Origin of the sequence: Burkholderia sp. MSMB2157WGS (genome assembly GCF_001532755.1) — a bacterium.
Lineage (GTDB): Bacteria > Pseudomonadota > Gammaproteobacteria > Burkholderiales > Burkholderiaceae > Burkholderia.
Window position 1 is genome coordinate 26,003 of record NZ_LPJG01000010.1, and the last position, 25,342, is coordinate 51,344.

Below are 25,342 nucleotides of genomic sequence, written 5' to 3' on the forward strand. Positions count from 1 at the left end.
GGCGCGTAAAGGCGCGCCGGACGTACCGAGCATCAAGCGCCCAAGCATCGAACACGCCGGTCGACGGCCGGCCCCACGAAACGCCCCGACGCCCGGCACTGCCCGGCCGCCGGGGCGTTTTCGATTCCGGACAGGCAAGACCCTGCGGCCGAATGCTTCGCCGACCGGATGACGGCGCGATGCGTCCGCACTGCGTCGCGACGGACGAAAAAAAGCCCCGAAGGCCGTTCGGCGTTCGGGGCTTTTACGCTCGCGGCGCAGCGCCGCGTCAGACCACGGTGATCGCGAGCGCGCTTTCGCGGTAGTGCTTCGCGGCCTTGTCGGTTTCGCCGAGATGCTCGAACAGACGGGCGAGCGCACGATGCGCCCGCACCTTCAGCGCCTCGTTGTCGGCCAGCTTCAGCGCCGCTTCGAGGAACGACTGCGCCTTGCCCCACAACTGCTGCTGCTGGCAGAGGCGGCCGAGTGCGAACAGCAGGTCGGCATCTTCCGGATGATCCTTCTTCCAGCCTTCGGCCTTCTGGATCAGCGGCAGCGCATCGGCGCCGGCCGTGTCCGGATAACGGCGCAGCAGGCGCGCATCCCAGTTGTGCGCGAGCGCGTCCTCGACGATCCGGCGCGCTTCGTTGCGGCGCTCGAGCGGCACGAGCAGCTCGGCCGCGAGATCGGCCAGACGCGGCGACTGGCGCTCGACCGGCGACAGCGACTGCCACACTTCGAGCAACGCGTCCGGGTCGTGCCGGCGTTCGCGCAGCAGGTTTTCCGCCGCCTGCTGGCGCAGCCGCACGGCCGCGGCCGGATGCAGCGCCTCGCGCTTTTCGAGCGCCTTCGCGAGCTTCAGCACCTCGGCCCAGTTCTTCAGTTGCTGCTGCGCACGCAACGCGACCTGCTGCGCGTGGATGCGCTTGCCGCCGGCCTGCATGTCGGCCAGCGCGGCGAGCGCACCGTCGGCATCGCGGGCGTCCGCGCGCATGTCGGCGGCGGCGAGCAGCCGTGCATCCTGCCAGTCGGGCGCGTCGATCTTCGACAGCCAGTCGTCGCGACGCGTGTACTCGTGCATCCGATGCGCGGCGGTGGCCGCGACGAGACTCGCGGCGCCCAGGTTCGCGTCGACCGACAGCGCTTCGCGCGCGGCCTTCTCCGCACGCGAGAAGCGGCCCGCGTACAGGTTCGCGATCGCATCGCGCAGCGACGCCTGCGCCTTCTCGTTGCGCGAGCGCGCGCGATAGGCGGCGACCCGCTGCGGCATGCGCCAGATGTTGCGCACGATGCGCAGCAGCGCATACACGACGATGAACAGCACGACGATGGCGATCACGAACAAGTTCAGCGACACGTCGACCCGGTACGGCGGATAGACGAGCAGCACCTGCCCCGCGTCGAAACGGCCGACGGTGGCGAGCGCGGCGGCGAGCGCGAACAGGACCGCGAGCCAGACGATTCCTCGAAGCGTCATCGTTACCCCCGGCTCTTGAACTGCTGAACGGCGTTCAGGCTCGTGTTCAGGTTCGGCACCGCGACGCTCAGCGATGCGCCGTCGACCTGCTTGAGCAGATCCTCGACGGTCTGCGTGTCCTTCGACGCCTGATCGAAATACTTGCCGAGCGACGCCTGGGCGGCGTGCAGGTCGGCCTTCATCGCGCTGTCGTTGCGCGCCAGCAGCGACAGCCGCGCGGTGAGCAGACGCAGCTTCACGTTCTCGCGCACGAAGTAGCCCTGGTCGGGCGACGCGAGCATCGCATCCGCGTGGTCGATCCGGCGCACCTGCACGAGGCCCTTCAGTTGCTGACCGAGACCGGCCGAGAAGTCGTGCCACCACACCTTCCAGCGCGGCTCGCCGGCGGCGACCGACGAAGCGGCGTCGGCCGGCGCGGCCTTCGGCGCCGCGTGCGGCACGATCGCCTCGCCCGACAGCGGCAGCGCGTCGATCTTGCCGATCGCGTCGTCGAGCTTGATCGCGAGGCCGGTGAGATCGGCTGTCGGCGCGGCCTTCAGCTTCTCGATGTCCTGCGCGAGCGCCTTGCGCACCGTGACGGCCTGTGCGCTCTGCGACGTCGCGAGACGCGCGTCGGCGTTCTGCAGCGCGATCAGCGCGAGCTGCGTGTTGCCGGTCAGCTGAAGCTGCTGGCTCGCGCTCGACAGCATCTGGTCGACTTCCTCGAGCATCCACGCATCGCGGTTGCGCGACAGGTCCTGGTATTGCTGCTGCAGCGCCTGCTGCGCGCTCTGCGCATCGGCAAGCTTGCCGTCGAGCTGCGCGAGCTGCGTGTCGACCTGGTGCGTGCCGGCGAGCGCCTGCTCGGTCTTCATCCGCGTTTCGGCCGCTTGCGCGTCGAGCGCCTTCTGGCGCGCGACGAACGTACCGTCGAGCCGATCGATCTTGCGGTTCAGCGCGTAGCCGCCGACACCCGCCGCGCAGCCGAGCACGACGACGACGAACCACAGCGCCGCGCTGCCGCCGCGGCGCGCACGCGGCTCGGGCGCGAGATAAGGAGGGTTGGGCGGCGGTGCGGATGCAGCGGCCGGCTGGGAAGCGACGCTTTTGGAATCGTTGGTATCTGTCATGCGTTTAGTCACCGGTGCGGCTGTCGCCGGTTGGACGGCCTCGTCGGCCATCGTTCGAAACGCGCGGACGATGCGCTCATCGCCCGCGCCGGTCAGCGTAATCCTATCAAAACCCAATGCGCGCGCGGTCTGCTCGATCCGCGGGTGCGGCGTCACGAGCGGCGCATGCTTCAGCGCGTCGATCTCGGCGTCGTTCAGGTGGGCGCGCGCGAGCTCGTGCAGGTTGCGCACGCCTTCCGAGCTCGTGACGAGCCATGCGTGCGGCTGGCCGTCGAGCAGCGCATGCACGCGCTCCCACGCGCCGACGCGCGGCTCGGGCACGACGCGCCGGTACGCGGCGACGAGCGTGACGTCCGCCCCGGCCTCGCGCAGGCGGTCGGCGAGCCACTCGCGCCCGCCGTCGCCGCGCACGATCAGCACGCGCTTGCCCGCCAGCGCCTGCGCGCCGCCGAACGCGGCCTCGATGCTCGCGAACAGGCTTTCCGAATCGTAATGGGGCACGCCGCCGTCGGGCGGCGCCTGCGGCGCGATCACGCGATGCGCGGGCGCCGCGATGCCGTGACGTTCGAGCGCCGCGACGCTGCCGGGCCCGACCACGCCGACCGGCAGCGCGTTCGGCCAGATCGCGCCGTAGCGCGCGAGCGCGCGGTCGATCGCGTTCGGCGACACGAAAATCACCAGCGCGTAGTCGGCCAGCGCCGCGAACGCGGCGTCGAGCGGCGCCGGATCGTTGACCGGCGCGATGTCGATCAGCGGGAATTCGAGCACGTCGCAACCGGCATCGGCCAGTTGCGACGCAAGCGCGTCGGACTGGCCGTCCGGACGCGTCAGAACAGCGGTGAACGCGCGCGCGCCGCCCGCCATCAGGCGTCGCCCTTGCCCGCGGCCTGCGAGCCCGCGAGCAGCGCCTGGACGATGTCGAGCGCGCCTTGCGCCTCGAGCTCGTCGGACACCGCGCGGCCGAGCGCGAGCGCATCGGCGACGGTCACGACGGCCCCGCACTCCTCGGCCGTCAGCACGCGCTTGCCGTCGGTGGTCGACACGCGGCCCGTCAGGTACAGCTCGCCCGCACGCCACACCGCGTGCGCGGCGAGTGGCACCTCGCAACTGCCGCCGAGCGCGCGCGACACCATCCGCTCGGCCTCGACCGCGAGCGCGGTCTGCGGGTCGTGCAGCGGCGCGAGCCACGCGGCGACGTCGTCGCGGCGCGCGGCGATCTCGATGCCGAGCGCGCCCTGGCCGGCCGCAGGCGGGCTGGCCTCGACGTCGAGCAGCGTGCGGATCCGCGCGTCGAGGCCGAGGCGTTTCAGGCCGGCCGCCGCCAGGATGATCGCCGCGTAGTCGCCGCGATCGAGTTTCGCGAGACGCGTGTCGAGGTTGCCGCGCAGCGGCAGGACCTCGAGATGCGGATAACGCGAACGCAGCATCGCTTCGCGACGCAGGCTCGATGTGCCGACGACCGCGCCGGCCGGCAGCGCGTCGAGCGACGCGTAGTCGTTCGACACGAATGCGTCGCGCGGGTCTTCGCGTTCCATGATCGCGGCGAGCGAGAAGCCGTCGGGCAGCGCCATCGGCACGTCCTTCAGCGAGTGCACCGCGAGATCGGCGCGGCCGTCGGCCAGCGCGCTCTCCAGTTCCTTCACGAACAGGCCCTTGCCGCCGACCTTCGACAGCGTGCGATCGAGAATCTGATCGCCGCGCGTCGTCATCCCGAGGATTTTCACGTCACAAGCTGGATATAATTTGCGCAGCGCATCACGCACATGTTCGGCTTGCCACATCGCCAGGCGGCTCTCGCGCGAAGCGATCGTCAACGTCGCGGGCGGCCGTGCCTGTTGCGGCCCGGCCGCGGGGGTCTCGGAATTCATTGCTGGAACATCGAAGGACGGGATTGAAGACCGAACAATGGTAGCACGCACGCCCCGGCCGCCCGAGCCCGGAGCCTGCGCCCGGCCTGCCTCCGTGCGGGTCGCGGCGCCGTGGTGCGGATGTGCCGCACGTAGCTGGTTGCTTGACCGCAGTTCCCGCAGTTTCCGCAGTTCCTTTTGACTCGAGCTTTCCCAAGGAAACCCATCGTGAAGTCTTCCGGATCGGCGCGTACGGCGCGCCGCAATGCTGCCTTGCCCTCCTCCGACGCCCCGACGGGCACGCTCGCCACCGCCGCGAACGGCCGTGCGAAAACGGCGACGAAACCCACGGCAACGAAACCGAAAGACCCGATACGTCAGACAAAAACGGCGACGAAAGCCGCCGGCGCAGCCGCCCGCCCAACCGTCGCGACGAAGGCCGGCACCCGCGCGCGCGACGACAAGGACCGTCCGCTGTTCGAAGACATCCGCTTCCTCGGCCGCCTGCTCGGCGACGTCGTGCGCGAACAGGAAGGCGATACCGTGTTCGACGTGGTCGAGACGATCCGCCAGACCGCGGTCAAGTTCCGTCGCGAGGACGACAGCGAAGCCGCGCAGACGCTCGAGAAGAAGCTGCGCAAGCTGACGCCGGAGCAGACGGTGAGCGTCGTGCGCGCGTTCAGCTATTTCTCGCACCTCGCGAACATCGCGGAAGACCGCCATCACAACCGCCGCCGCCGCATCCACGCGCTGGCCGGCTCCGCGCCGCAGCCCGGCACGGTCGCGTACGCGCTCGATCAATTGAAAACCACCGGCAACGCGTCGAAGCGCCTGCTGCAACGCTTCTTCGACGATGCGCTGATCGTGCCGGTGCTGACCGCGCACCCGACCGAAGTGCAGCGCAAGAGCATCCTCGACGCGCAGCACGACATCGCGCGCCTGCTCGCCGAGCGCGACCAGGAACTGACCGCGCGCGAGCGCCAGTACAACGAAGCAATGCTGCGCGCGCGCGTGACCGCGCTGTGGCAGACGCGCATGCTGCGCGACTCGCGCCTGACGGTCGGCGACGAAATCGACAACGCGCTGTCGTACTACCGCGCGACCTTCCTCGACGAGCTGCCCGCGCTGTACGGCGACATCGAGGCCGCGCTCGCCGAGCACGGCCTGTCGGCCCGCGTGCCTGCGTTCTTCCAGATGGGCAGCTGGATCGGCGGCGACCGCGACGGCAACCCGAACGTGACCGCTGCGACGCTCGACGAGGCGATCAACCGCCAGGCCGCGGTGATCCTCGAGCACTATCTGGAACAGGTGCACAAGCTCGGCGCCGAACTGTCGGTGTCGAACCTGCTGGTCGGCGCGAGCGACGCGGTGAAGGCGCTCGCGGCAGCATCGCCCGACCAGTCGCCGCACCGTGTCGACGAACCGTATCGCCGCGCGCTGATCGGCATCTACACGCGGCTCGCCGCGAGCGCGCGCGTGCGCGTCGGCGAAGGCACGGTACCCGTGCGCAGCGCGGGCCGCGGCGCGCCGCCGGTGCGCGCGATTCCGTACGAGGATTCCGAAGCGTTCGTTGCCGATCTGAAGGTGCTGACCGCGTCGCTCGACGAACACCACGGCACGTCGCTCGCCGCGCCGCGCCTCGCGCCGCTCGTGCGCGCGGCCGAAGTGTTCGGCTTCCATCTGGCGAGCATCGACCTGCGCCAGAGCTCCGACATCCACGAGGCGGTGGTCGCCGAGCTGTTCGCGCGCGCGGGCGTCGAGGCCGACTATGCGGCGCTCGCCGAGGAAGACAAGCTGCGCGTGCTGCTCGCCGCACTCGCCGATCCGCGCCCGCTGCGCTCGCCGTACCTCGAATACTCGGCGCTCGCGCAGAGCGAGCTCGGCGTGTTCGAGAAGGCGCGCGAGGTCCGCGCGCAATTCGGCGCGCGCGCGGTGCGCAACTACATCATTTCGCACACGGAAACCGTCAGCGACCTCGTCGAGGTATTGCTGCTGCAGAAGGAGACGGGCCTGCTCGAAGGCACGCTCGGCGTGCCGGGCGGCGACGCGCGCAACAGCCTGATGGTGATCCCGCTGTTCGAGACGATCCCCGACCTGCGCGACGCGTCGCGCATCATGCGCGAATACTTCGCGCTGCCGGGCATCGACGCGTTGATCGCGCACCAGGGCGCGGAACAGGAAGTGATGCTCGGCTACTCCGACAGCAACAAGGACGGCGGCTTCCTCACGTCGAACTGGGAGCTGTATCGCGCGGAGCTCGCGCTCGTCGACCTGTTCCGCGAGCGCAAGATCACGCTGCGGCTGTTCCACGGCCGCGGCGGCACGGTCGGCCGCGGGGGCGGCCCGACCTACCAGGCGATCCTGTCGCAGCCGCCGGGCACCGTGAACGGCCAGATCCGCCTGACCGAACAGGGCGAGGTGATCGCGAGCAAGTTCTCGAACCCGTCGATCGGCCGGCGCAACCTCGAGACGGTCGTCGCCGCGACGCTCGAGGCGTCGCTGCTGCCGCAGTCGAACGCGCCGGCGCAATTGCCGGCGTTCGAAGCCGCGATGCAGACGCTGTCCGACGCGGCGATGGCCGCGTATCGCGCGCTCGTCTACGAAACCCCGGGCTTCACCGACTACTTCTTCGCGTCGACGCCGATCACCGAGATCGCCGAGCTGAACATCGGCAGCCGCCCGGCGTCGCGCAAGCTGCAGGATCCGAAGCAGCGCAAGATCGAGGATCTGCGCGCGATTCCGTGGGGCTTCTCGTGGGGTCAGTGCCGGCTGCTGCTGACCGGCTGGTACGGCTTCGGCAGCGCGGTGAGCGCGTATCTCGACGGCGCGTCCGACGACGCAGAACGCGCGAAACGCGTCGCGCTGCTCAAGAAGATGAACAAGACCTGGCCGTTCTTCTCGAACCTGCTGTCGAACATGGACATGGTGCTCGCGAAGACCGATCTCGCGGTCGCGTCGCGCTATGCGCAACTCGTGCCCGACCGCAAGCTGCGCAAGCACGTGTTCGAGCGGATCGTCGCGGAATGGGAGCGCACGTCGCAGGCGCTCGCGGAAATCACCGGGCACGAAGGCCGCCTCGCGACCAACCCGCTGCTCGCGCGCTCGATCAAGAACCGCTTCCCCTATCTCGATCCGCTGAACCACCTGCAGGTCGAACTGATCAAGCGTCACCGCGCGGGCGACACGAACGCGCGGCTGCGCCGCGGGATTCACCTGACGATCAACGGGATCGCGGCCGGCCTGCGCAACACCGGCTGATCCGCGCGCGGCGCGGGTGCATTCCGCGCCGCCCGGGACAACGAAAGCCGCGATACGCGCCCATGCGTATCGCGGCTTTTTTCATGCGACGAGAAACGGCGCGGCGTGCGCCGCACGCTCAGCGCGCGTCGATCAGCAACGCATCGTGCTCGAACGAACCGTCGGGCTGCACCGCGTAATAGCCGCGCACCTCGTCCGGCGCATGCGCCCACAGCGCGCGAATGCCGGCGACGCTGTCGGCCGGCGTGCGGATGCGCGCGACCCACGTGTCGAAATCGATCGGCAACCGCCAGCGGCTGTGCACCTGCGCGTCGAAACCGGCCGCACGAAACATCGCGAGCCATTCGTCCGCGCGGTAGTCGCGCACGTGCGACGCGTCGCGCAGCACTTCCGCGGCCTGCAGGTACGTATCGAGGAGCGGGTGGTCGTTGCCGGCGATGTCGATCATCAGCACGCGGCCGCCCGGCTTCAGCACGCGGCGCACCTCGGCGAGCGCCGCGCGCATGTCGTGCCAGTGGTGCGCGCTCATCCGGCTCACGACCCAGTCGAACGTCGCGGCGTCGAACGGCAGCCGCTCGGCCGGGCCCTGCTGCGTGCGGATGTTCGCGAGCCCGCGCGCGCGTGCGGCCGCGTCGACGGTCGCGAGCATCGGCGCGGCGAGATCGTACGCGACCACGTCGCGCACGTGCGGCGCGACCGCGAAGCTCGCGTGGCCGGCGCCGCAACCGAGATCGAGCACCGCCGCATCGGGCGTCGCACGCACCGCGTCGGCGAGCGTCTGCAGGTCGGCGCCCGTCGCATGAACCGTGCTCGTCAGATAGGCGGCGGCCGTCGTGCCGAATGCGTCGGCGACCTGGTCGTGGTGTTTCATCGTTCGCTCCTTTTCTTGATGCAGCCGGCCGAACCCGGCGCGCCCGCGCGCGATCCGGCCCCGTGCAACGTCTCGTGGGACGCACGCTGTGTCCTGCCGGCGCGCGAGCCGCTACAATAGGCCCGCACGTGTACCAGTACAAGTTAAGCAGTTATTCTGGTATTCGATCCACCTGTCTGATCGTTGCAGACGGATCGTTGCCGCGTCTTCGTCTCCATTTCGCCGTTTCCGCATGAACCAGCCGTCCTCCGCTCCCGTCCCGCCGCTCGACGCCACGCCCGCTCGCGCGCTCGGCGAATTCATCCGCGCCCATCGCGAGCGACTGTCGCCGCAGGCGGTCGGCCTGCCGCCCGGCCCGCGCCGCCGCACGCCGGGGCTGCGGCGCGAGGAAGTCGCGCAGCTGTGCGGCGTCAGCCCGACCTGGTACACGTGGATCGAGCAGGGCCGGCCCGTATCGGCGTCGGCCGACGCGCTCGCCCGGATCGCCGTCGCGCTGCAACTGTCGAAGGCCGAGCGCGCGTACCTGTTCGAGCTGGCCGCGCAGCGCGACCCGGCCGAGCCCGATGTCGCGGGCGGCGACCTGCCGCCGACGCTCGCCGCGACCGTCGCGGCGATCGCGACGCCCGCCTACGTGCTCGACCGCCAATGGAACGCGCTCGCGTGGAATGCGCCGGCCGCCGCACTGTTTTCCGGCTGGCTCGACGGCGAGCACGACCGCAACCTGCTGCGCTTCACGTTCATGTCGCCGGCCGCCCGCACGCTGATCGTCGACTGGGAAACCCGCGCGCGGCGGCTCGCGGCCGAATTCCGCGCCGATGCGATCCGCCACCTGACCGATGCGCCGACGCGCGCGCTGATCGACGCGCTGACGGCCGGCAGCGACGCGTTCGCGCAGTACTGGGCATCCCAGGACGTGTTCGAGCGCGAAGGCGGGTTGCGCGAATTCGACCACCCGGCCGACGGCCGCCTCGTGTACCAGCAGATCACGCTGAAGCCCGCGCACCGCGAGGACCTGAAGCTCGTCGTGCTGGTGCGCGACTGAGCACCGGCCGCGCCCGCAAGGGCCGGTAGGCCGGCCCGCGAATGTTAGAATCGCGGGATTCCCTCGGCGGCGCACGCCGCCCAACTCCCCTTCGAAGAAACGCCATGACGTCCCAACTGCACAAAAAGGGCGAGGCCTGGTCGGCCCGCTTCTCGGAACCGATGTCGGAGCTGGTCAAGCGCTACACGTCGTCGGTGTTTTTCGACAAGCGCCTCGCGCTCGTCGACATCGCCGGCTCGCTCGCGCACGCGAACATGCTCGCCGCGCAGCGGATCATCAGCGCCGACGACCTGGCCGCGATCGAACGCGGGATGGCGCAGATCAAGGGCGAAATCGAGCGCGGCGAATTCGAATGGCAGCTCGACCTCGAAGACGTTCACCTGAACATCGAGGCGCGCCTGACCGCGCTGATCGGCGATGCCGGCAAGCGCCTGCACACGGGCCGCTCGCGCAACGACCAGGTCGCGACCGACATCCGCCTGTGGCTGCGCGGCGAGATCGACCGCATCGGCGGCCTGCTGAACGACCTGCGCGGCGCGCTGATCGACCTCGCGGAACGGAACGCCGACACGATCATGCCGGGCTTCACGCATCTGCAGGTCGCGCAGCCGGTCACGTTCGGCCATCACCTGCTCGCGTACGTCGAGATGTTCACGCGCGACGCCGAACGCATGCGCGACTGCCGCACCCGCGTGAACCGCCTGCCGCTCGGCGCGGCCGCGCTCGCGGGCACGAGCTACCCGATCGATCGTCACGCGGTCGCGAAGACGCTCGGCTTCGACGGCATCTGCGCGAACTCGCTCGACGCGGTGTCGGATCGCGACTTCGCGATCGAATTCACCGCCGCGGCCGCGCTCGTGATGACGCACGTGTCGCGCTTCTCCGAAGAGCTCGTGCTGTGGATGAGCCCGCGCGTCGGCTTCATCGACATCGCCGATCGCTTCTGCACCGGCAGCTCGATCATGCCGCAGAAGAAGAACCCGGACGTGCCCGAGCTCGCGCGCGGCAAGACCGGCCGCGTGAACGGCCACCTGATGGCGCTGCTCACGCTGATGAAGGGCCAGCCGCTCGCGTACAACAAGGACAACCAGGAAGACAAGGAACCGCTGTTCGACACGGTCGACACCGTCGCCGACACGCTGCGGATCTTCGCCGAGATGGTCGCCGGCATCACCGTGAAGCCGGACGCGATGCGCGCGGCCGCGCTGCAGGGCTTCTCGACCGCCACCGACCTCGCCGACTACCTCGTGAAGCGCGGCCTGCCGTTCCGCGACGCGCACGAAGCCGTCGCGCACGCGGTCAAGATCTGCGACGACCGCGGCATCGACCTCGCCGACCTGACGCTCGACGAGATGAAGCGAGAACTGCCGAACGTCGCGCACCTGATCGGCGACGACGTGTTCGGCTACCTGACGCTCGAAGGGTCGGTCGCAAGCCGCAACCATCCGGGCGGCACCGCGCCCGACCAGGTGCGTGCGGCCGTCAACGCCGCCCGCGCCGCGCTGGGCAAGTAACGAGCTGCAGCCCCCGACGGACGCCTTCGGCGTCCGTTTTTCATTCGGGCGGCCGACGCGCCGCCCGCCGCCTTCCCCGCTTCACGGATGCCCCCGATGACCTTTTCCGCCGCGCTCTTCGACATGGACGGCCTGCTCGTCGATTCCGAGCGGACCATCATGAACACGTGGATCGACGTGTCGAATGCGCACGGCGTCGTGCTGACCGAGCTCGATTACCTGCAGATCGTCGGCCGCTCGTTCGCCGAAGGCCAGGTGATCCTCGCGCGACTGATCGGCGACCCCGACACGTTCGACGCGGTGCGCATCCGCGTGCGCGAGCAACTCGCCGCACCTGAGCCCCATCCGAAGTTTCCGCTGAAGTCGGGCGCGCGTGCGCTGCTCGACACGCTCGCGCAGGCCGGCATTCCGTGCGCGGTCGCGTCGTCGTCCGCGCGCGACGTGATCCGCGCGCGGCTCGACGCCGTCGGCGTGCTGCCGTTCTTCCGCGCGATCGCGGGCGGCGACGAAGTCGCGCGCGGCAAACCCGACCCGGCCGTCTACCGGCTCGCGGCCGAGCGCCTCGGCGTGCCGGCCCACGCGTGCGTCGCGTTCGAGGACAGCGACTTCGGCGCGCTGTCGGCCGCCGGCGCGGGCGCCGCGGTCGTCACCGTGCCCGACCTGAAGGCGCCGACGCCCGACATCGTCGCGCTGAGCCTGCACGTGCTCGCGTCGCTCGACGACGCGGTCTCGCTCGTGCCGACGTGGTTCGGCCGGCTGGACACGCAGCAGAGCGCGTAGGCGACGCACACGGGCCGCCAACGCAAACGGGCACCCTCAGGTGCCCGTTTGCGTTGCCGCGCCGGATCATCGGCATCGCGGCGATGCCTACCGGTTGCCGGCCGTCTCCGACAGCCGCTTCATCGTCGCGATGCGCGCACCGATCAGGTCGACGCGGCCGTCCTCGCCGACGAGCGGCGCCGTCGCATCGCGGAACGCCACCCACGCGCGCTGCGCGCGCACGAGCGTCGCGGCCGAATGCGCGGGCATCTTGCGGCGCAGCTTCTGGTAATAGCGGTTCAGGTCGAACAGCGCGTGTTCGCACGCGGCGTCCTGCGCGCACGGCCGAACGCGGCGGATCGCCGGATCGCGCGGCGCGTTCGCCGGCTTGGCGCCGGCCGGTGCAGCCGCACCGCCCTGCGCGCCGCTCGTCGCCGCGACCGGCACGGCGGCGGGCGGCGGTGCATAGCGGTCGGCCGCCCCGCGCAGCGCCAGCGCGCGATCGCGCACCGGCTGCAGTTGCAGGTCCGCGCTCGACATCGCATACGCGGTGCCGCGCGTGGTGTCGTACACGGCCTTCAGCAGTTGCACTTCGTCCTTGCGCCACGTGAGCCAGCGACGCTGACTCTCCTGCCAGCCGCGCTTCGCGTCGGCCGGCGCATCCTTCGACAGGCGCTGGTACGCGCCGTCCATCACTGCCTGCCACTGCTGCTGCGCTTCGCCCATGCACTGGATCTGGCCGGCCGGCGACGACCGGTCGCGCCGCGCGAGGCACTGCCGCATCGCGACGTCGATCGGGTCGGCCGCCGCGACTTCCGCATGCACGACACCCGCGCCTGCGAGCCCCATCAATCCTGCCGCCCAGACGACGAGCGCGGCCAGCGCCGCGCGCATCGTCCGGAGTCGTCCGTGCGTCGCCATCAGTCGCGCACGCAGTCGACGAAGTACTCGACGCGGCCGTTCACCTCTTCCGCGACGAGGCCGTGGATGTCGGTGTGGAAGCCCGGGAAACGCTCGTTGAAGTCGCGCGCGAACCGCAGGTAGTTCACGATCGTCTTGTTGAAGCGCTCGCCCGGGATCAGCAGCGGAATGCCCGGCGGGTACGGCGTGAGCAGGATGCTCGTCACGCGGCCTTCGAGCTCGTCGAGCGGCACGCGGTCGATCTTGCGGTGCGCGAGCTTCGCGAACGCGTCCGACGGCTTCATCGCCGGCTCCATGTCCGACAGGTACATCTCGGTCGTCAGGCGGGCGATGTCGTTCGCGCGGTACACGTCGTGGATCTGCGTGCACAGGTCGCGCAGGCCGACGCGCTCGTAGCGCGGATGCTGCGCGACGAATTCCGGCAGCACGCGCCACAGCGGCTGGTTGTTGTCGTAGTCGTCCTTGAACTGCTGCAGCTCGGTCACCATCGAGTTCCAGCGGCCCTTCGTGATGCCGATCGTGAACATGATGAAGAACGAGTACAGGCCGGTCTTCTCGACGATGATCCCGTGCTCGGCCAGGTACTTCGTGACGATCGCGGCCGGAATGCCGGTCTCGCCGAACTCGCCGTCGACGTCGAGCCCCGGCGTGATGATCGTCGCCTTGATCGGGTCGAGCATGTTGAAGCCTTCGGCGAGCGGGCCGAAGCCGTGCCAGTGGTCGTTCGGCTTCAGCATCCAGTCTTCGCGCGAACCGATGCCTTCCTCGGACAGGTTGTCCGGCCCCCACACGCTGAAGAACCAGTCGTCGCCGTATTCGGCGTCGACCTTGCGCATCGCGCGGCGGAAGTCGATCGCCTCGGCGATCGATTCCTCGACGAGCGCGGTGCCGCCCGGCGGCTCCATCATCGCGGCCGCGACGTCGCACGACGCGATGATCGCGTACTGCGGGCTCGTCGACGTGTGCATCAGGTACGCCTCGTTGAAGCGATGCTTGTCGAACGTGCGGTTCTCCGAATCCTGCACGACGATCTGCGAGGCCTGCGAGATGCCGGCGAGCAGCTTGTGCGTCGAGTGCGTCGCGAACACGAGCGCGCCCGTGCGCGGACGGCCGTCGCCGATCGCGTGCATGTCGCGGTAGAAATCGTGGAACGTCGCGTGCGGCAGCCATGCTTCGTCGAAGTGCAGCGTGTCGAGCAGGTCGCCGAGCAGGTCCTTGATCATCTCGACGTTGTAGACGACGCCGTCGTACGTGCTCTGCGTGATCGTCAGGATCCGCGGCTTCATGTCCGGGTTCTGGCGCATCGCCTCGCGCGCGAACGGGTTCGCCTCGATCTTCTTGCGGATGTTCTCCGGCTTGAATTCGTCGCGCGGGATCGGCCCGATGATGCCGAAATGATTGCGCGTCGGCGTGAGGAACACCGGGATCGCGCCCGTCATCGTGATCGCGTGCAGGATCGACTTGTGGCAGTTGCGGTCGACCAGCACGATGTCGCCGGGCGCGACCGTCGCGTGCCAGACGATCTTGTTCGACGTCGACGTGCCGTTGGTCACGAAGAATAGATGGTCGGCACTGAAGATGCGCGCCGCATTGCGCTCGGACGCCGCGACGGGGCCCGTGTGATCGAGCAACTGGCCGAGTTCGTCCACCGCGTTGCAGACGTCCGCGCGCAGCATGTTCTCGCCGAAGAACTGATGGAACATCTGGCCGAGCGGATTCTTCAGGAACGCGACGCCGCCCGAGTGACCGGGGCAGTGCCACGAGTACGAGCCTTCGTCCGCATACTTGACGAGCTCCTTGAAGAACGGCGGCGCGAGCGAATCGAGATAGACCTTCGCTTCGCGGATGATGTGGCGCGCGACGAACTCCGGCGTGTCCTCGAACATGTGGATGAAGCCGTGCAGTTCGCGCAGGATGTCGTTCGGCAGATGTCGCGACGTGCGCGTCTCGCCGTACAGGAAGATCGGGATGTCCGCGTTGCGGCGGCGCACTTCGGCGACGAACGCGCGCAGCTCGATGATCGCGGTCGCGAGCTCGGGCAGCTCGCCGTCCGCGCCGGTTTCGCCGAGCATGAGTTCGTCGTCGTCGATCGACAGGATGAAGCACGACGCGCGGCTCGATTGCTGCGCGAACGACGTCAGATCGCCATAGCTCGTGAGGCCGAGGACTTCGACGCCCTCCTTCTCGATCGCTTCGGCCAACGCCCGGATGCCGGAGCCCGAGATGTTCTCGGAGCGGAAATCTTCGTCGATGATGACGACGGGGAAACGAAACTTCATGGGCGATTCTCCAAAAAGAACGACCGCGGCGCGTCACGCGCAGCGGTCACCCGGAAACTGGTGAGACGTTATGCAACCAGATCAGGTTTTCGGCAGCGTGACACCGCGCTGACCCTGATACTTGCCGCCGCGATCGGCGTACGACACGTCGCACACCTCGTCGCTCTCGAAGAACAAGACCTGCGCGACGCCTTCGTTCGCGTAGATCTTCGCGGGCAGCGGCGTGGTATTCGAGAATTCCAGCGTGACGTAGCCTTCCCACTCGGGTTCGAACGGCGTCACGTTGACGATGATCCCGCAGCGCGCGTAGGTCGACTTGCCGAGGCAGACCGTCAGCACGGTGCGCGGGATGCGGAAATATTCGACGGTGCGGGCCAGCGCGAACGAATTCGGCGGGATGATGCACACGTCGCCCTTGAAATCGACAAACGAGCCCTCGTCGAAGTTCTTCGGATCGACGATCGTCGAGTTGATGTTCGTGAAGATCTTGAATTCGTCCGCGCAGCGGATATCGTAGCCGTAGCTCGACGTGCCGTAGCTGACGATCCGGCGGCCGTCCTCGGACGCGCGGACCTGATCGGGCACGAACGGCTCGATCATCTTGTGCTCTTCGGCCATGCGCCGAATCCATTTGTCGGACTTGATGCTCATGCCAGCCTCCGCAGGGCCGTCCCGGAGGGGCTGACCGTCCCCTCGTGGGACAGCGAACGAAGTGAGCGTTGGGGTCGTTTCATATCGGGGCGCCAGGAAACGCTGCGTGACAGTCGGGAAGGGCCGCTCGCGCCAGGCGGCGGCCGGGAAAGGCGCACATTTTACGCGATCATCGGCTCACGCACGCGGCGGCCGTCAACGGATCACGCCGCAAGCCAGCGCGGGCCCCGCGCCATGCTGCGGAAACGCCGGGTCGCTCGAGTCGCGGTGCACCAGCGCCGCGCGGTTCATCGCCGAGCGCACACCGTCGAGGGCCAGATCGGGCGCGACGATGAAGCCGGCCGCGACGCCGTTCGCATCCGCATGGATGTTGCCGAGATCGCCGGCGACGCGCGCGCCCGCGCGCAGCCGGTCGGCGGCCGGCGCGAACACTTGGCCGGCGCTCGAGCCGTCGCCCGCGTTGCAGTCGCCGCGTTCGTGCACCTGCAGCGCGTGATCGCTGTTCGGCGGCAGGCCGACCAGGTTGTAGGTGACCTGCACGCCGTCCGGGCGCTCGACGAACGTCACCGCGCCGCGCGCCTGCGAGCCGACCGTCGGCTGCAGTTGCGCGTCGGCCCGTTTTTCGTGCGACGAGGAAAAGGAGGTACAGCCGGCCAGCAGGCCCAGCGCGGCGGCGGCCAGCAGCGCGCGCCGCGCGCGGCCGGCGCGCACGCCGTGATGTCGTTGTTTCATTCGATCCTCATACCGGCTGGCGGCCGTTCGAGACGACGGCCGTGCCGGGTGGGTAAAGGGACCCGGGAAAAGTCGCCATGATACCGCGCCTCGCGGCGCCGTAAACAGCGTGAGGCCCCGCCCCGCAAGGGTTTTACGTATTTTGAACAACGATCGACGGGAACTTCGACGTCATGTCGCGCGATCGCTCGGCAATCGCCAGCGCGACGCCGCGCGCGATATCGCGGTAGCGCCGCGCGAGCGCGCCGTCCGGCTCGGCCGCAACCGTCGGCGTGCCGCCGTCGGCACGCTCGCGAATCGCGATGTCGAGCGGCAGGCTGCCCAGCACGTTCACGCCGTAATCCTTCGCCATCCGCTCCGCGCCGCCCGCGCCGAAGATGTGCTCCTCGTGGCCGCAATTCGAGCAGATGTGGATGCTCATGTTCTCGACGATGCCGAGGATCGGGATGCCGACCTTCTCGAACATCTTCAGCCCCTTCTTCGCGTCGAGCAGCGCGATGTCCTGCGGCGTCGTGACGATCACCGCGCCGGTGACGGGCACGCGCTGCGCGAGCGTGAGCTGGATGTCGCCCGTACCGGGCGGCATGTCGACGATCAGGTAGTCGAGCTCGCGCCAGTTGGTCTGGCGCAGCAGTTGTTCGAGCGCGGACGTCGCCATCGGGCCGCGCCACACCATCGGGTTGTCCTCCTCGATCAGGAAGCCGATCGAGTTCGCCTGCAGCCCGTGGCCGACGAGCGGGTTCATCGACTGGTTGTCCGGCGACTCGGGGCGCTGGCCGTGGATGCCGAGCATCGTCGGCAGCGACGGGCCGTAGATGTCGGCGTCGAGGATGCCGACCGACGCGCCTTCCGCGGCGAGCGCGAGCGCGAGGTTCACGGCCGTCGTGCTCTTGCCGACGCCGCCCTTGCCCGACGCGACCGCGACGATGTTCTTCACATTCGGCAACAGCTTCACGCCGCGCTGCACCGTATGCGCGACGATCTCCTGCGACACGGCGACGCGCGCGTCGCGCACGCCCGGCACGGCCTGCAGCGCCGTGGCGACGCGCGCGCGCACGTCGTCGTGCTGGCTGCGCGCCGGATAACCGAGCACCACGTCGAGCGCCACGACATCGCCGTCGATCGCGACGTTGCGCACGCCCTTGTTCGCCGTATACGGCCGGCCGGTATTGGGGTCGACGACTGCCGCCAGCGCGGCGTCGACTTGTGCCCGGTCAATGCTCATCGAAACTCCGTGAAAACGTTTTTCTCGCGCGCAAACGTCAAAAAATATCAAATTACGCTGCGAAAAACGGGAAAAGTGAAAGAATCTGTTGCACGCCATTGCGCGAACGCGCGACCCGGCGCACTCTTCGCGTGCGGCACGCTATAGGGCCAAATCGGCCGCTTACCGCCTATATTGTAGAGGCTGACGCGTCGCACTGCCCGAACAGCCACGCTGACGGACAGGGCATGCGACCGCCTCGGCGGCTGCCGCGAGCGCAGGCCGGCCTTCCTTTTTCGGCCGGCCCGCGCAGGGAGCCGTAGCTGTTGTTTGTCGTCGTTGTCGACTCGTTCAACCAAGAGAGGAATCCAACATGAACATGAAAATCGCGACTCGCCTGTCCGTCTTCGCACTCGCCGGCGCGCTGCTGGCAGGCTGCGCCACGCAGCAGGGCAACAATACGGCCGTCGGCACCGGCACGGGCGCGGCGCTGGGCGCAGGGATCGGCGCACTGGCCGGCGGCGGCAAGGGCGCGGCGATCGGCGCGGGCGTCGGCGCACTGGTCGGCGGCGTGACGGGTTACAACTGGCAAGCGATCAAGAACAAGCTCGCACCGTCGGCAGCGCAGACGGGTACGCAGGTCACCGAACAGCCGGACGGCTCGCTGAAGCTGAACGTGCCGAGCTCGGTCACGTTCGCGACGAACCAGTACGCGATCACGCCGGCGTTCACGCCGCTGCTGAACGACCTGGCGACGACGCTGAACCAGAACCCGCAAGTGACGGCGTCGATCGTCGGCTACACGGACAGCACGGGCTCGGCGCAGCTGAACCAGACGCTGTCGCAGAACCGCGCGCAAAGCGTCGTGAACGCGCTCGTGCAGCGCGGCGTGAACGGCGGCCGTCTGTCGGCTCAAGGCATGGGCGCATCGAACCCGATCGCGGACAACGCGACCGAAGCCGGCCGCGCACAAAACCGCCGCGTCGAGATCTACCTGCGCGCGCCGCAACAGCATCAGTAAGCGCGACCACGAGAGGAAACGTGCGGGCGTCCTGCCCGCACAGCCCCGCCTCACAAGGCTTTCGGCGGGGCCGGTAACAAATCGAAAAATTTTTCGAACTTCTGTCGCAGGCCGTGGTCAGTATTTACGGTACGCGGCTGGTGTTGCCGGCGCGTCACCATTCTCCTCTTGTCGTTGTTGCTCCGGGGCCGTATCCGCCCCGGTTTTTTTTGTCCGCGAAATTCGTGCTGCAACGCAGCATGGCTCTGTCAGGCGCGCCACCTGCGCGGCCTCGCCCCTTCTGCCGCCCGGTCCGCGGCGCGTGCCCGCCGCGCTGGCCCTTGCCCCTGCTAGAATCGCGGTTTCCCGTCGTTTTTCCCGCTGTTCTTCTCCAGACCCTATGTCCGCATCCGACCTCACTTCCGTGCAGGCTGCGGCGCCGCAAGGCGGCCGCCAGATCCTCGTTACGTCCGCACTGCCCTACGCCAACGGGCAGATCCACATCGGCCACCTGGTCGAGTACATCCAGACCGACATCTGGGTGCGGGCGCTGCGAATGCATGGCCACGAGGTCTACTACATCGGCGCCGACGATACGCACGGCACGCCGATCATGCTGCGCGCGGAGCAGGAAGGCCTGACCCCGAAGCAGCTGATCGACCGCGTGTGGACCGAGCACAAGCGCGACTTCGACAGCTTCGGCGTGTCGTTCGACAACTTCTACTCGACCGATTCGGACGAGAACCGCGTGCTGAGCGAGAAGATCTATCTCGCGCTGCAGGAAGCCGGCCTGATCGCCGAACGCGAAATCGAGCAAGCGTACGATCCGGTCAAGGAAATGTTCCTGCCGGACCGCTTCATCAAGGGCGAGTGCCCGAAGTGCCACGCGAAGGACCAGTACGGCGACAGCTGCGAAGTGTGCGGCTCGACGTACCTGCCGACCGATCTGCTGAACCCGTATTCGGTCGTGTCGGGCGCGACGCCGGTGCGCAAGACTTCGAAGCACTACTTCTTCCGCCTGTCCGACCCGCGCTGCGAATCGTTCCTGCGCGAATGGGTGAGCGGTCTCGCGCAGCCCGAAGCGACCAACAAGATGCGCGAATGGCTCGGCGACGCCGGCGAAGCCAAGCTCGCCGACTGGGACATCTCGCGCGACGCGCCGTACTTCGGCTTCGAGATCCCCGGCGCGCCCGGCAAGTATTTCTACGTGTGGCTCGACGCGCCGGTCGGCTACTACGCGAGCTTCAAGAACCTGTGCGACCGCAACGGCATCGATTTCGACGCGTGGATCCGCCCGGGCTCGAAGGCCGAGCAATATCACTTCATCGGCAAGGACATCCTGTACTTCCACACGCTGTTCTGGCCGGCGATGCTCGAGTTCTCGGGCCACCGCACGCCGACCAACGTGTTCGCGCACGGCTTCCTGACGGTCGACGGCGCGAAGATGTCGAAATCGCGCGGCACGTTCATCACCGCGCGGAGCTACATCGACACGGGCCTGAACCCCGAGTGGCTGCGCTACTACTTCGCCGCGAAGCTGAACGCGACGATGGAAGACATCGACCTGAACCTCGACGACTTCCAGGCGCGCGTGAACAGCGATCTCGTCGGCAAGTACGTGAACATCGCGAGTCGCGCGGCCGGCTTCCTGATCAAGCGTTTCGACGGCCGCGTGCAGGACAGCGCGATGAATCATCCGCTCGTCGCGAAGCTGCGCGATGCGATCGCGCAGATCGCCGCGAACTACGAAGCACGCGAATACGGCCGCGCGCTGCGCCACACGATGGAGCTCGCGGACGAAGTGAACGCGTACGTCGACGGCGCGAAGCCGTGGGATCTCGCGAAGGATCCGGCCAACGCGGTCGCGCTGCACGAAACCTGCAGCGTGAGCCTCGAAGCCTTCCGCCTGCTGTCGCTCGCACTGAAGCCGGTGATCCCGCGCGTCGCCGAAGCGGTCGAGGCGTTCTTCGGGATCGCGCCGCTCGTGTGGGCCGATGCCGCGAAGCCGCTGTCGTCGGCGCAGCCGATCAAGGCGTACCAGCACCTGATGACGCGCGTCGATGCGAAGCAGATCGAAGCGCTGCTGGCCGCGAACCGCGATTCGCTGCAGGCCGAAGCAACGGGTGCAGCGGCCGCGAGCGCGAACGCCGCGAAGCATGCGAAGCGCGATGCCAACGCGAACGCGAAGCCGGCCGCCGCGAACGGCGCCGACGACGCGCCGATCTCGATCGACGATTTCGCGAAGATCGACCTGCGCATCGCGAAGATCGTCGCGTGCCAGGCCGTCGAAGGCTCGGACAAGCTGCTGCAGCTCACGCTCGACGTCGGCGAGGAAAAGACCCGCAACGTGTTTTCGGGCATCAAGTCCGCGTATCAGCCGGAGCAGCTCGTCGGCAAGCTGACGGTGATGGTCGCGAACCTCGCGCCGCGCAAGATGAAGTTCGGCCTGTCCGAAGGGATGGTGCTCGCCGCGTCGGCCGCCGACGAAAAGGCGGAACCGGGCCTCTACATCCTCGAACCGCACAGCGGCGCGAAGCCCGGCATGCGCGTGAAGTAAGCCGAACGCGCTGCTGCCGGCGCAAAAAAGCCCCGCACGATGTCGAATCGTGCGGGGCTTTTTCATTGCCGCCCGCTACGCCGCGCCCGCGCTCAGCGCTGCCCGAACCAGCGGTCGAAACGCCGCGTGTAGTTCAAGTCGACGCCCTGGAACGTGCCGCCGTACGCGGACACCGACCAGAAGCGCGTCAGGTTGATCGTCGCCTTGAACGCGTTGCTCGCCGATTGCAGCCCCTGCTCGAAGCCGAGCACGAACCGCTCGTTGATCGCCTTCGACACCAGCACGACCTGCGGATCGGTCAGGCCGACTTCGCTGCGGCCGACCGAGACCTCGTCGAGACCGAAGGTCTGCGCGACCCGCTTGCCGGTCACGCTGCCGAGCAGCCCGAGCGCCGCGGTCATCGCCCCCTGCTGGCCGACGTTGTTGCCCTGGTCGGTGCCGTGCCCGAACAGCAGCCACGACAGCTTTTCGTTGTCCGTGACGTTCGGCTCCGACACCAGCTTGGCCGTCGGCGACTGGATCGTGCCCGTCACCTGCACGCCGGCCTCGACCTCCTGGTTGCGCCGCATCGCGAGGATGTTGACGCCCGGGTTCGACACGGGGCCGTTGAACGTGAAGAAGCCGTTCTCGACCGCGAGCTTGCGGCCGAACGTCGTGTACGTCGAGCCTTCGGTCACGCGCACGTTGCCGACCGCTCGCAGCGGCACGCCCGGCGCGCTCATCACGGTGATCGTGCCGCGCAGCCCGAGATCGGCGCCGTGCCCCTTGAAGCGGAAGTTGTTGCCGAGGCCGACGTCGATGTTCGCGCGCGGCGCCAGCGACGGCGCCGGCTTGTTTTCGACCGGCTTCGGCTTCGCGGCCGCAGTGCCGGTCGGCGTCTCGCCGCGCACCGTGCCGTCCGGCTGCACGATCACGACGTCGTCGGACAGGTGCGGCGCCGATTGCTCCGGCAGGTCGAACAGCGCGCGATCGACCACGAACTTGCCGTCGATCGACAACGCGCCGCGCGGCCCGTCGTTCGCGACGGTGGCCTTGCCCGACAGCGACAGCTTGCGGTCCGGCGCCGCGAACAGTTCGAGCTTGTCCGCGACGATGCTGGCGGTCAGGTCGGGCGCCTCGCCGTCGAGGCGCACGCGGCCGAGCGCGCGCAGCGTGCCGTCGCCGCCGTGAAATTCGACCTGCTGGAATTCGACGAGGTTGTCCGACAGCTTCACGCGCACGATGCCGTCCTTCAGCTGCACGCCCTGGTCGATGAGCGTCGCGGACAGGTCGTCGCCCGTCAGCGTCCCCGACAGGTTCGGTTTCACCGGCGTGCCGGAGACCGTCAGCTTCAGCGCCGCGCGTCCGCCGAGCAGGTAGCTCGGCCCGAACAGGTTGCCGGTGGTCTTCAGCGCCGGGATGTCGGCATCGATGCGGCCCGACAGCGGACCGTCGTCGACGACCCCGAACACGCCGTCGCGCAGCGCGAACGGCACCGCGACGTTCGCATCGAGCGTGCCGATCCGGCTCGCCTTCGCGAGCGCCGTCACGTTGAGGCGGTTCCCGGGCGCGAAGCTCGCGCGTGCGGACAGATCGGTCAGGCCGAGCGACGCGATGCCGCGCCCGGTCTCGATCGTCACGTCGCCGCCGCGGCGCTTCACCTGCACGTAACCCGTCGCGTTCGCGCCGAGCGAGAAATCCCAGTCGGCATCGAGCACGACGTCGGTGCGCACAGGCGGCCGCTGTCCCGTCAGTTCCTGGCGGACCTCGAGGAAACGCGCGACCGACGCGCCGCTCACCGAACCGGCCGAACGCATCTGGCCGCGATCGAACACGAACGACTTCAGGTCGATCGCCGCGCCTTCGAGCGTGAGCCGCGTCGCGCCGAGCGTCACGCGGCCGGCGCCGGCCGATATCGTCAGCGGCGCCTGCAGCGCGAGCGCCGGCGTGCCGCGATTCGCGAGACGCGTAACGGTGCCGTCCCAGCGCATGCCGTCGCGGTTCTCGACCACGCCGCCGTTCGCCGCGAGCGTCAGGTCGATCACGCGGCCGCCGGCCGCTCCGAGCGCCGACGCGTCCAACGTGTGCTTCGCGCGCGTGCCGTCGAGGTTCGCGCGCAACGACTTCAGCTTGAACGAGCCGAGCGCGATGTCGGCCGCGTCCGCCGTGAACACGAGCGCGCCGTGCGCGCCGTCGCGGATGTCCGCGCGGCCCTGTGCGGTGCCGATCCGGTTCGACCCGACGACGACGTGCTCGGCCTTGTAGGTGGCCGTCACGTTCGGATGCGCGAAGCTGCCGGTCAGGTCGCCCTGCGCCTGCACGAGCCCTTCGACGCCGAAGCCGAGCCGGTCGAGCTGCGGCGCGTCGACGACGAAGCGCAGCCGGTCGCCGGGCACGCCGAAGCTGCCGCGCAGGTCGACGTGGTTGCCGGCGATCGACAGGGTCGCGTTGCTCGGCAGGATCCGCGAGCCGGCGAGCTGCACGACGCCGGCGCCGGTCAGCGGCACGCCGTCGTACAGGCTGTCGGCGAGCTTGAAGGTCGCCTTCGTCGAGACCTGCGGCGCAAATGCGCCCGACGCGGTCAACGTGCCCGACACGCGCGTCTCGCCGCGCTTGGCCGGCGCCCTGCCGGCCTTCGCCGGCGCCTTGCCGCCGCTCGCCTTCGGTGCGCTCGTCGCGGCGAGCAGCAGCGGATCGAACGCGGTGAGCGTCGCCTTCGCGTCGTAGCTCGAATGCGCGTCGTGGCGGAATACGCCGGTCAGGTCGATGCGCCCCTTGGCCGCCGTCACGCGCGTGTCGGTCAGCACGGTCTGCTTCTGCGTCAGCGCGACCTTGGCGCGCGCGCCGAGCGCGAGCTTCGGGTCGTTCAGGTCGAAATCGACGGTCGTCGCGTCGCCCGCGAGCGTGACGCCGAGCGGGCCGCCAAGGCGCATCGGCCGCAGCTCGGCGACGAACGCGTTCAGGTCGAGGTTCGCGACCTTCAGGTCGAAGCGGCCCTTGCCGCCCACGAGCGTGCCGCCGCCCGTCACGCTGCCGTCGCGGATCAGCTTCAGCGCGAGGCCGTCGATCCGTTGCGCGTGCGCGTCGAGATGCACGTTCGCATGCGCGTCGATCAGCGGCAGCAGATGGTCGCCGAGCGTGCCCGGCTTCGCATTGACGATCGACACCGGGCCCGTCACCGCGAACCCCTTCGCCGGCGCCGAACCTGCCGGCGCGGTCACCGGCGCGAGTTCCGCGCGCACCGCAAGATCGGCCGCCGGCGCGCCGGGCGAAAGCGCTTGCGGGTTCACGTGATCGAACGCGAGCGTCGCGCGCGTGAGCGGCACGGCGCCGAACGGCGCGGCCTCGACGTGCGCGCGCCCGTTCAGCTTCATCCCGCTCGCATCGACCTCGGCGACGAGCGCCTCGAGCGAGCCCGACACGCGGGCCCGCGCGTCGACCGCTTCGTCGGACAGCTTGCCTGCATAGGTAGCTTCGCCCGTCAGCGCGAACGGCTTCACGCCGTCGAGCTTCGCACGCGCGGTCAGCGCGCCGTACGGCGTGTCGACGCCGTCGAGCACGAGTTCATGGTGACGGCCGTCGCTGCGGCCGTTCAGCGCGAGATGGTCGAGCTGCGTCGTCGAACCGCCCTCGTGAATGGCGAGGCGGTCGACGCGCAGGTCGTCGATCCGCACCTGCAGCGGCAGGCTCAGGTCCTGCGGCATCGTACTCGGCGTCGACGGCCCCGGCGCGATCCGCACGTCGATCGTGCCGGCGCGCAGATACGCGACGGACAGCCGCCACGGCGCACGCGTCAGCGCCCAGCGGCCGTCGAGGCGGTCGATGCGCATCTCGGTGCCGGTGCCGTCGGGGCTGGTCCACGCGAACCCGCGCAGGCGCACGCCGGTCGCGAGCGAGCCGCCTTCGAGCGTGCCCGCGAGCCGCGTGCCGAGCACCTTGCCGGCCGCCTGCCACGCGAGCCGCGTCCCGCGCTCGGTCGTCACCGCGCCCAGCACGAGCGCCGCCGCCAGCACGACGAGCAGCACGACCGTCGCGAGCGTCCACGCGACGACACGCCACGCGCGGCCGCGGCGCGGCGCGCGCGGCGGCGTGTCGGGCGCGCCGTCGGGCGAATCCGGATCGTGAGGCGGCGGCGTGTCGTTCGGGTCCTTCGTCATGCGGTT

At 69.2% G+C, this 25,342-nt stretch carries 16 protein-coding genes; 6 read left to right on the forward strand and 10 right to left on the reverse strand.

Features of this window, described 5'->3' with window-relative positions:
• Nucleotides 1-268: 268 nt before the first annotated feature.
• From WT53_RS03740 to hemC, 3 genes are read right to left on the reverse strand one after another with little or no spacing between them, the layout of a single operon-like run.
• Nucleotides 269-1,456 (reverse strand): heme biosynthesis protein HemY, encoded by a 1,188-nt coding sequence (locus WT53_RS03740; RefSeq protein ID WP_034208111.1) that lies wholly within the window; start codon nt 1,454-1,456, stop codon nt 269-271.
• A 2-nt stretch (nt 1,457-1,458) separates the two neighbouring features.
• Complete coding sequence (gene hemDX / locus WT53_RS03745; RefSeq protein ID WP_059782313.1) at nt 1,459-3,429, reverse strand: fused uroporphyrinogen-III synthase HemD/membrane protein HemX; 1,971 nt, start codon at nt 3,427-3,429, stop codon at nt 1,459-1,461.
• On the reverse strand, nt 3,429-4,433 hold the full coding sequence (gene hemC, locus WT53_RS03750) for a hydroxymethylbilane synthase (RefSeq protein ID WP_060258542.1): 1,005 nt from the start codon (nt 4,431-4,433) through the stop codon (nt 3,429-3,431). Before hemC ends, hemDX begins: the two co-directional genes overlap by 1 nt.
• 207 nt (nt 4,434-4,640) lie before the next feature.
• On the opposite strand from hemC, the gene ppc reads away from it, so the two are divergent.
• Nucleotides 4,641-7,670, forward strand: a complete 3,030-nt coding sequence (gene ppc, locus WT53_RS03755; RefSeq protein ID WP_060258546.1) for a phosphoenolpyruvate carboxylase — start codon at nt 4,641-4,643, stop codon at nt 7,668-7,670.
• A gap of 118 nt (nt 7,671-7,788) precedes the next feature.
• On the opposite strand, the gene WT53_RS03760 is transcribed toward ppc, so the two are convergent.
• Nucleotides 7,789-8,541 carry a class I SAM-dependent methyltransferase gene (locus tag WT53_RS03760; RefSeq protein WP_060258550.1) on the reverse strand — a complete coding sequence of 251 codons (753 nt, stop codon included), beginning with the start codon at nt 8,539-8,541 and terminating at the stop codon, nt 7,789-7,791.
• Between the two features lie 232 nt (nt 8,542-8,773).
• On the opposite strand from WT53_RS03760, the gene WT53_RS03765 reads away from it, so the two are divergent.
• From WT53_RS03765 to WT53_RS03775, 3 genes are all read left to right on the forward strand, one after another.
• Nucleotides 8,774-9,583, forward strand: a complete 810-nt coding sequence (locus WT53_RS03765; RefSeq protein WP_034208116.1) for a helix-turn-helix transcriptional regulator — start codon at nt 8,774-8,776, stop codon at nt 9,581-9,583.
• Nucleotides 9,584-9,687: 104 nt separating this feature from the next.
• On the forward strand, nt 9,688-11,097 hold the full coding sequence (gene argH, locus WT53_RS03770) for an argininosuccinate lyase (protein WP_034208117.1): 1,410 nt from the start codon (nt 9,688-9,690) through the stop codon (nt 11,095-11,097).
• A gap of 96 nt (nt 11,098-11,193) precedes the next feature.
• Entirely contained in the window at nt 11,194-11,877 is a 684-nt protein-coding gene (locus WT53_RS03775) for an HAD family phosphatase (RefSeq protein ID WP_034208118.1), read from the forward strand.
• Nucleotides 11,878-11,964: 87 nt separating this feature from the next.
• Here WT53_RS03775 and WT53_RS03780 read toward each other — a convergent pair whose 3' ends face one another.
• The 5 genes from WT53_RS03780 to apbC all read right to left on the reverse strand — a co-directional run bounded on the left by WT53_RS03780 (nt 11,965) and on the right by apbC (nt 17,664).
• Nucleotides 11,965-12,777: a lysozyme inhibitor LprI family protein gene (locus WT53_RS03780; protein ID WP_059824955.1), complete on the reverse strand. Its 813-nt coding sequence runs from the start codon at nt 12,775-12,777 to the stop codon at nt 11,965-11,967.
• Entirely contained in the window at nt 12,777-15,056 is a 2,280-nt protein-coding gene (locus tag WT53_RS03785; RefSeq protein ID WP_059782305.1) for an arginine/lysine/ornithine decarboxylase, read from the reverse strand. The genes WT53_RS03780 and WT53_RS03785 overlap by 1 nt, the downstream gene beginning before the upstream one ends.
• An 81-nt stretch (nt 15,057-15,137) precedes the next feature.
• Complete coding sequence (gene dcd / locus WT53_RS03790; RefSeq protein WP_006398615.1) at nt 15,138-15,707, reverse strand: dCTP deaminase; 570 nt, start codon at nt 15,705-15,707, stop codon at nt 15,138-15,140.
• Nucleotides 15,708-15,902: 195 nt separating this feature from the next.
• Nucleotides 15,903-16,439, reverse strand: coding sequence for a superoxide dismutase [Cu-Zn] (gene sodC, locus WT53_RS03795; protein WP_034208121.1), 537 nt, complete (start codon nt 16,437-16,439; stop codon nt 15,903-15,905).
• A gap of 133 nt (nt 16,440-16,572) precedes the next feature.
• Nucleotides 16,573-17,664, reverse strand: coding sequence for an iron-sulfur cluster carrier protein ApbC (apbC, locus tag WT53_RS03800; protein WP_060258553.1), 1,092 nt, complete (start codon nt 17,662-17,664; stop codon nt 16,573-16,575).
• 352 nt (nt 17,665-18,016) lie between these two features.
• Between apbC and WT53_RS03805 the strand changes: the two genes are divergently transcribed.
• Both WT53_RS03805 and metG read left to right on the forward strand, forming a co-directional pair.
• Nucleotides 18,017-18,664 (forward strand): OmpA family protein, encoded by a 648-nt coding sequence (locus WT53_RS03805; RefSeq protein WP_006485420.1) that lies wholly within the window; start codon nt 18,017-18,019, stop codon nt 18,662-18,664.
• Between the two features lie 379 nt (nt 18,665-19,043).
• Nucleotides 19,044-21,200: a methionine--tRNA ligase gene (metG, locus tag WT53_RS03810; protein WP_059782302.1), complete on the forward strand. Its 2,157-nt coding sequence runs from the start codon at nt 19,044-19,046 to the stop codon at nt 21,198-21,200.
• A 92-nt stretch (nt 21,201-21,292) separates the two neighbouring features.
• Here the strand turns inward: metG and WT53_RS03815 are convergent, their stop codons facing one another.
• Nucleotides 21,293-25,336, reverse strand: a complete 4,044-nt coding sequence (locus WT53_RS03815) for a translocation/assembly module TamB domain-containing protein (protein ID WP_060258650.1) — start codon at nt 25,334-25,336, stop codon at nt 21,293-21,295.
• Nucleotides 25,337-25,342 lie beyond the last annotated feature (6 nt).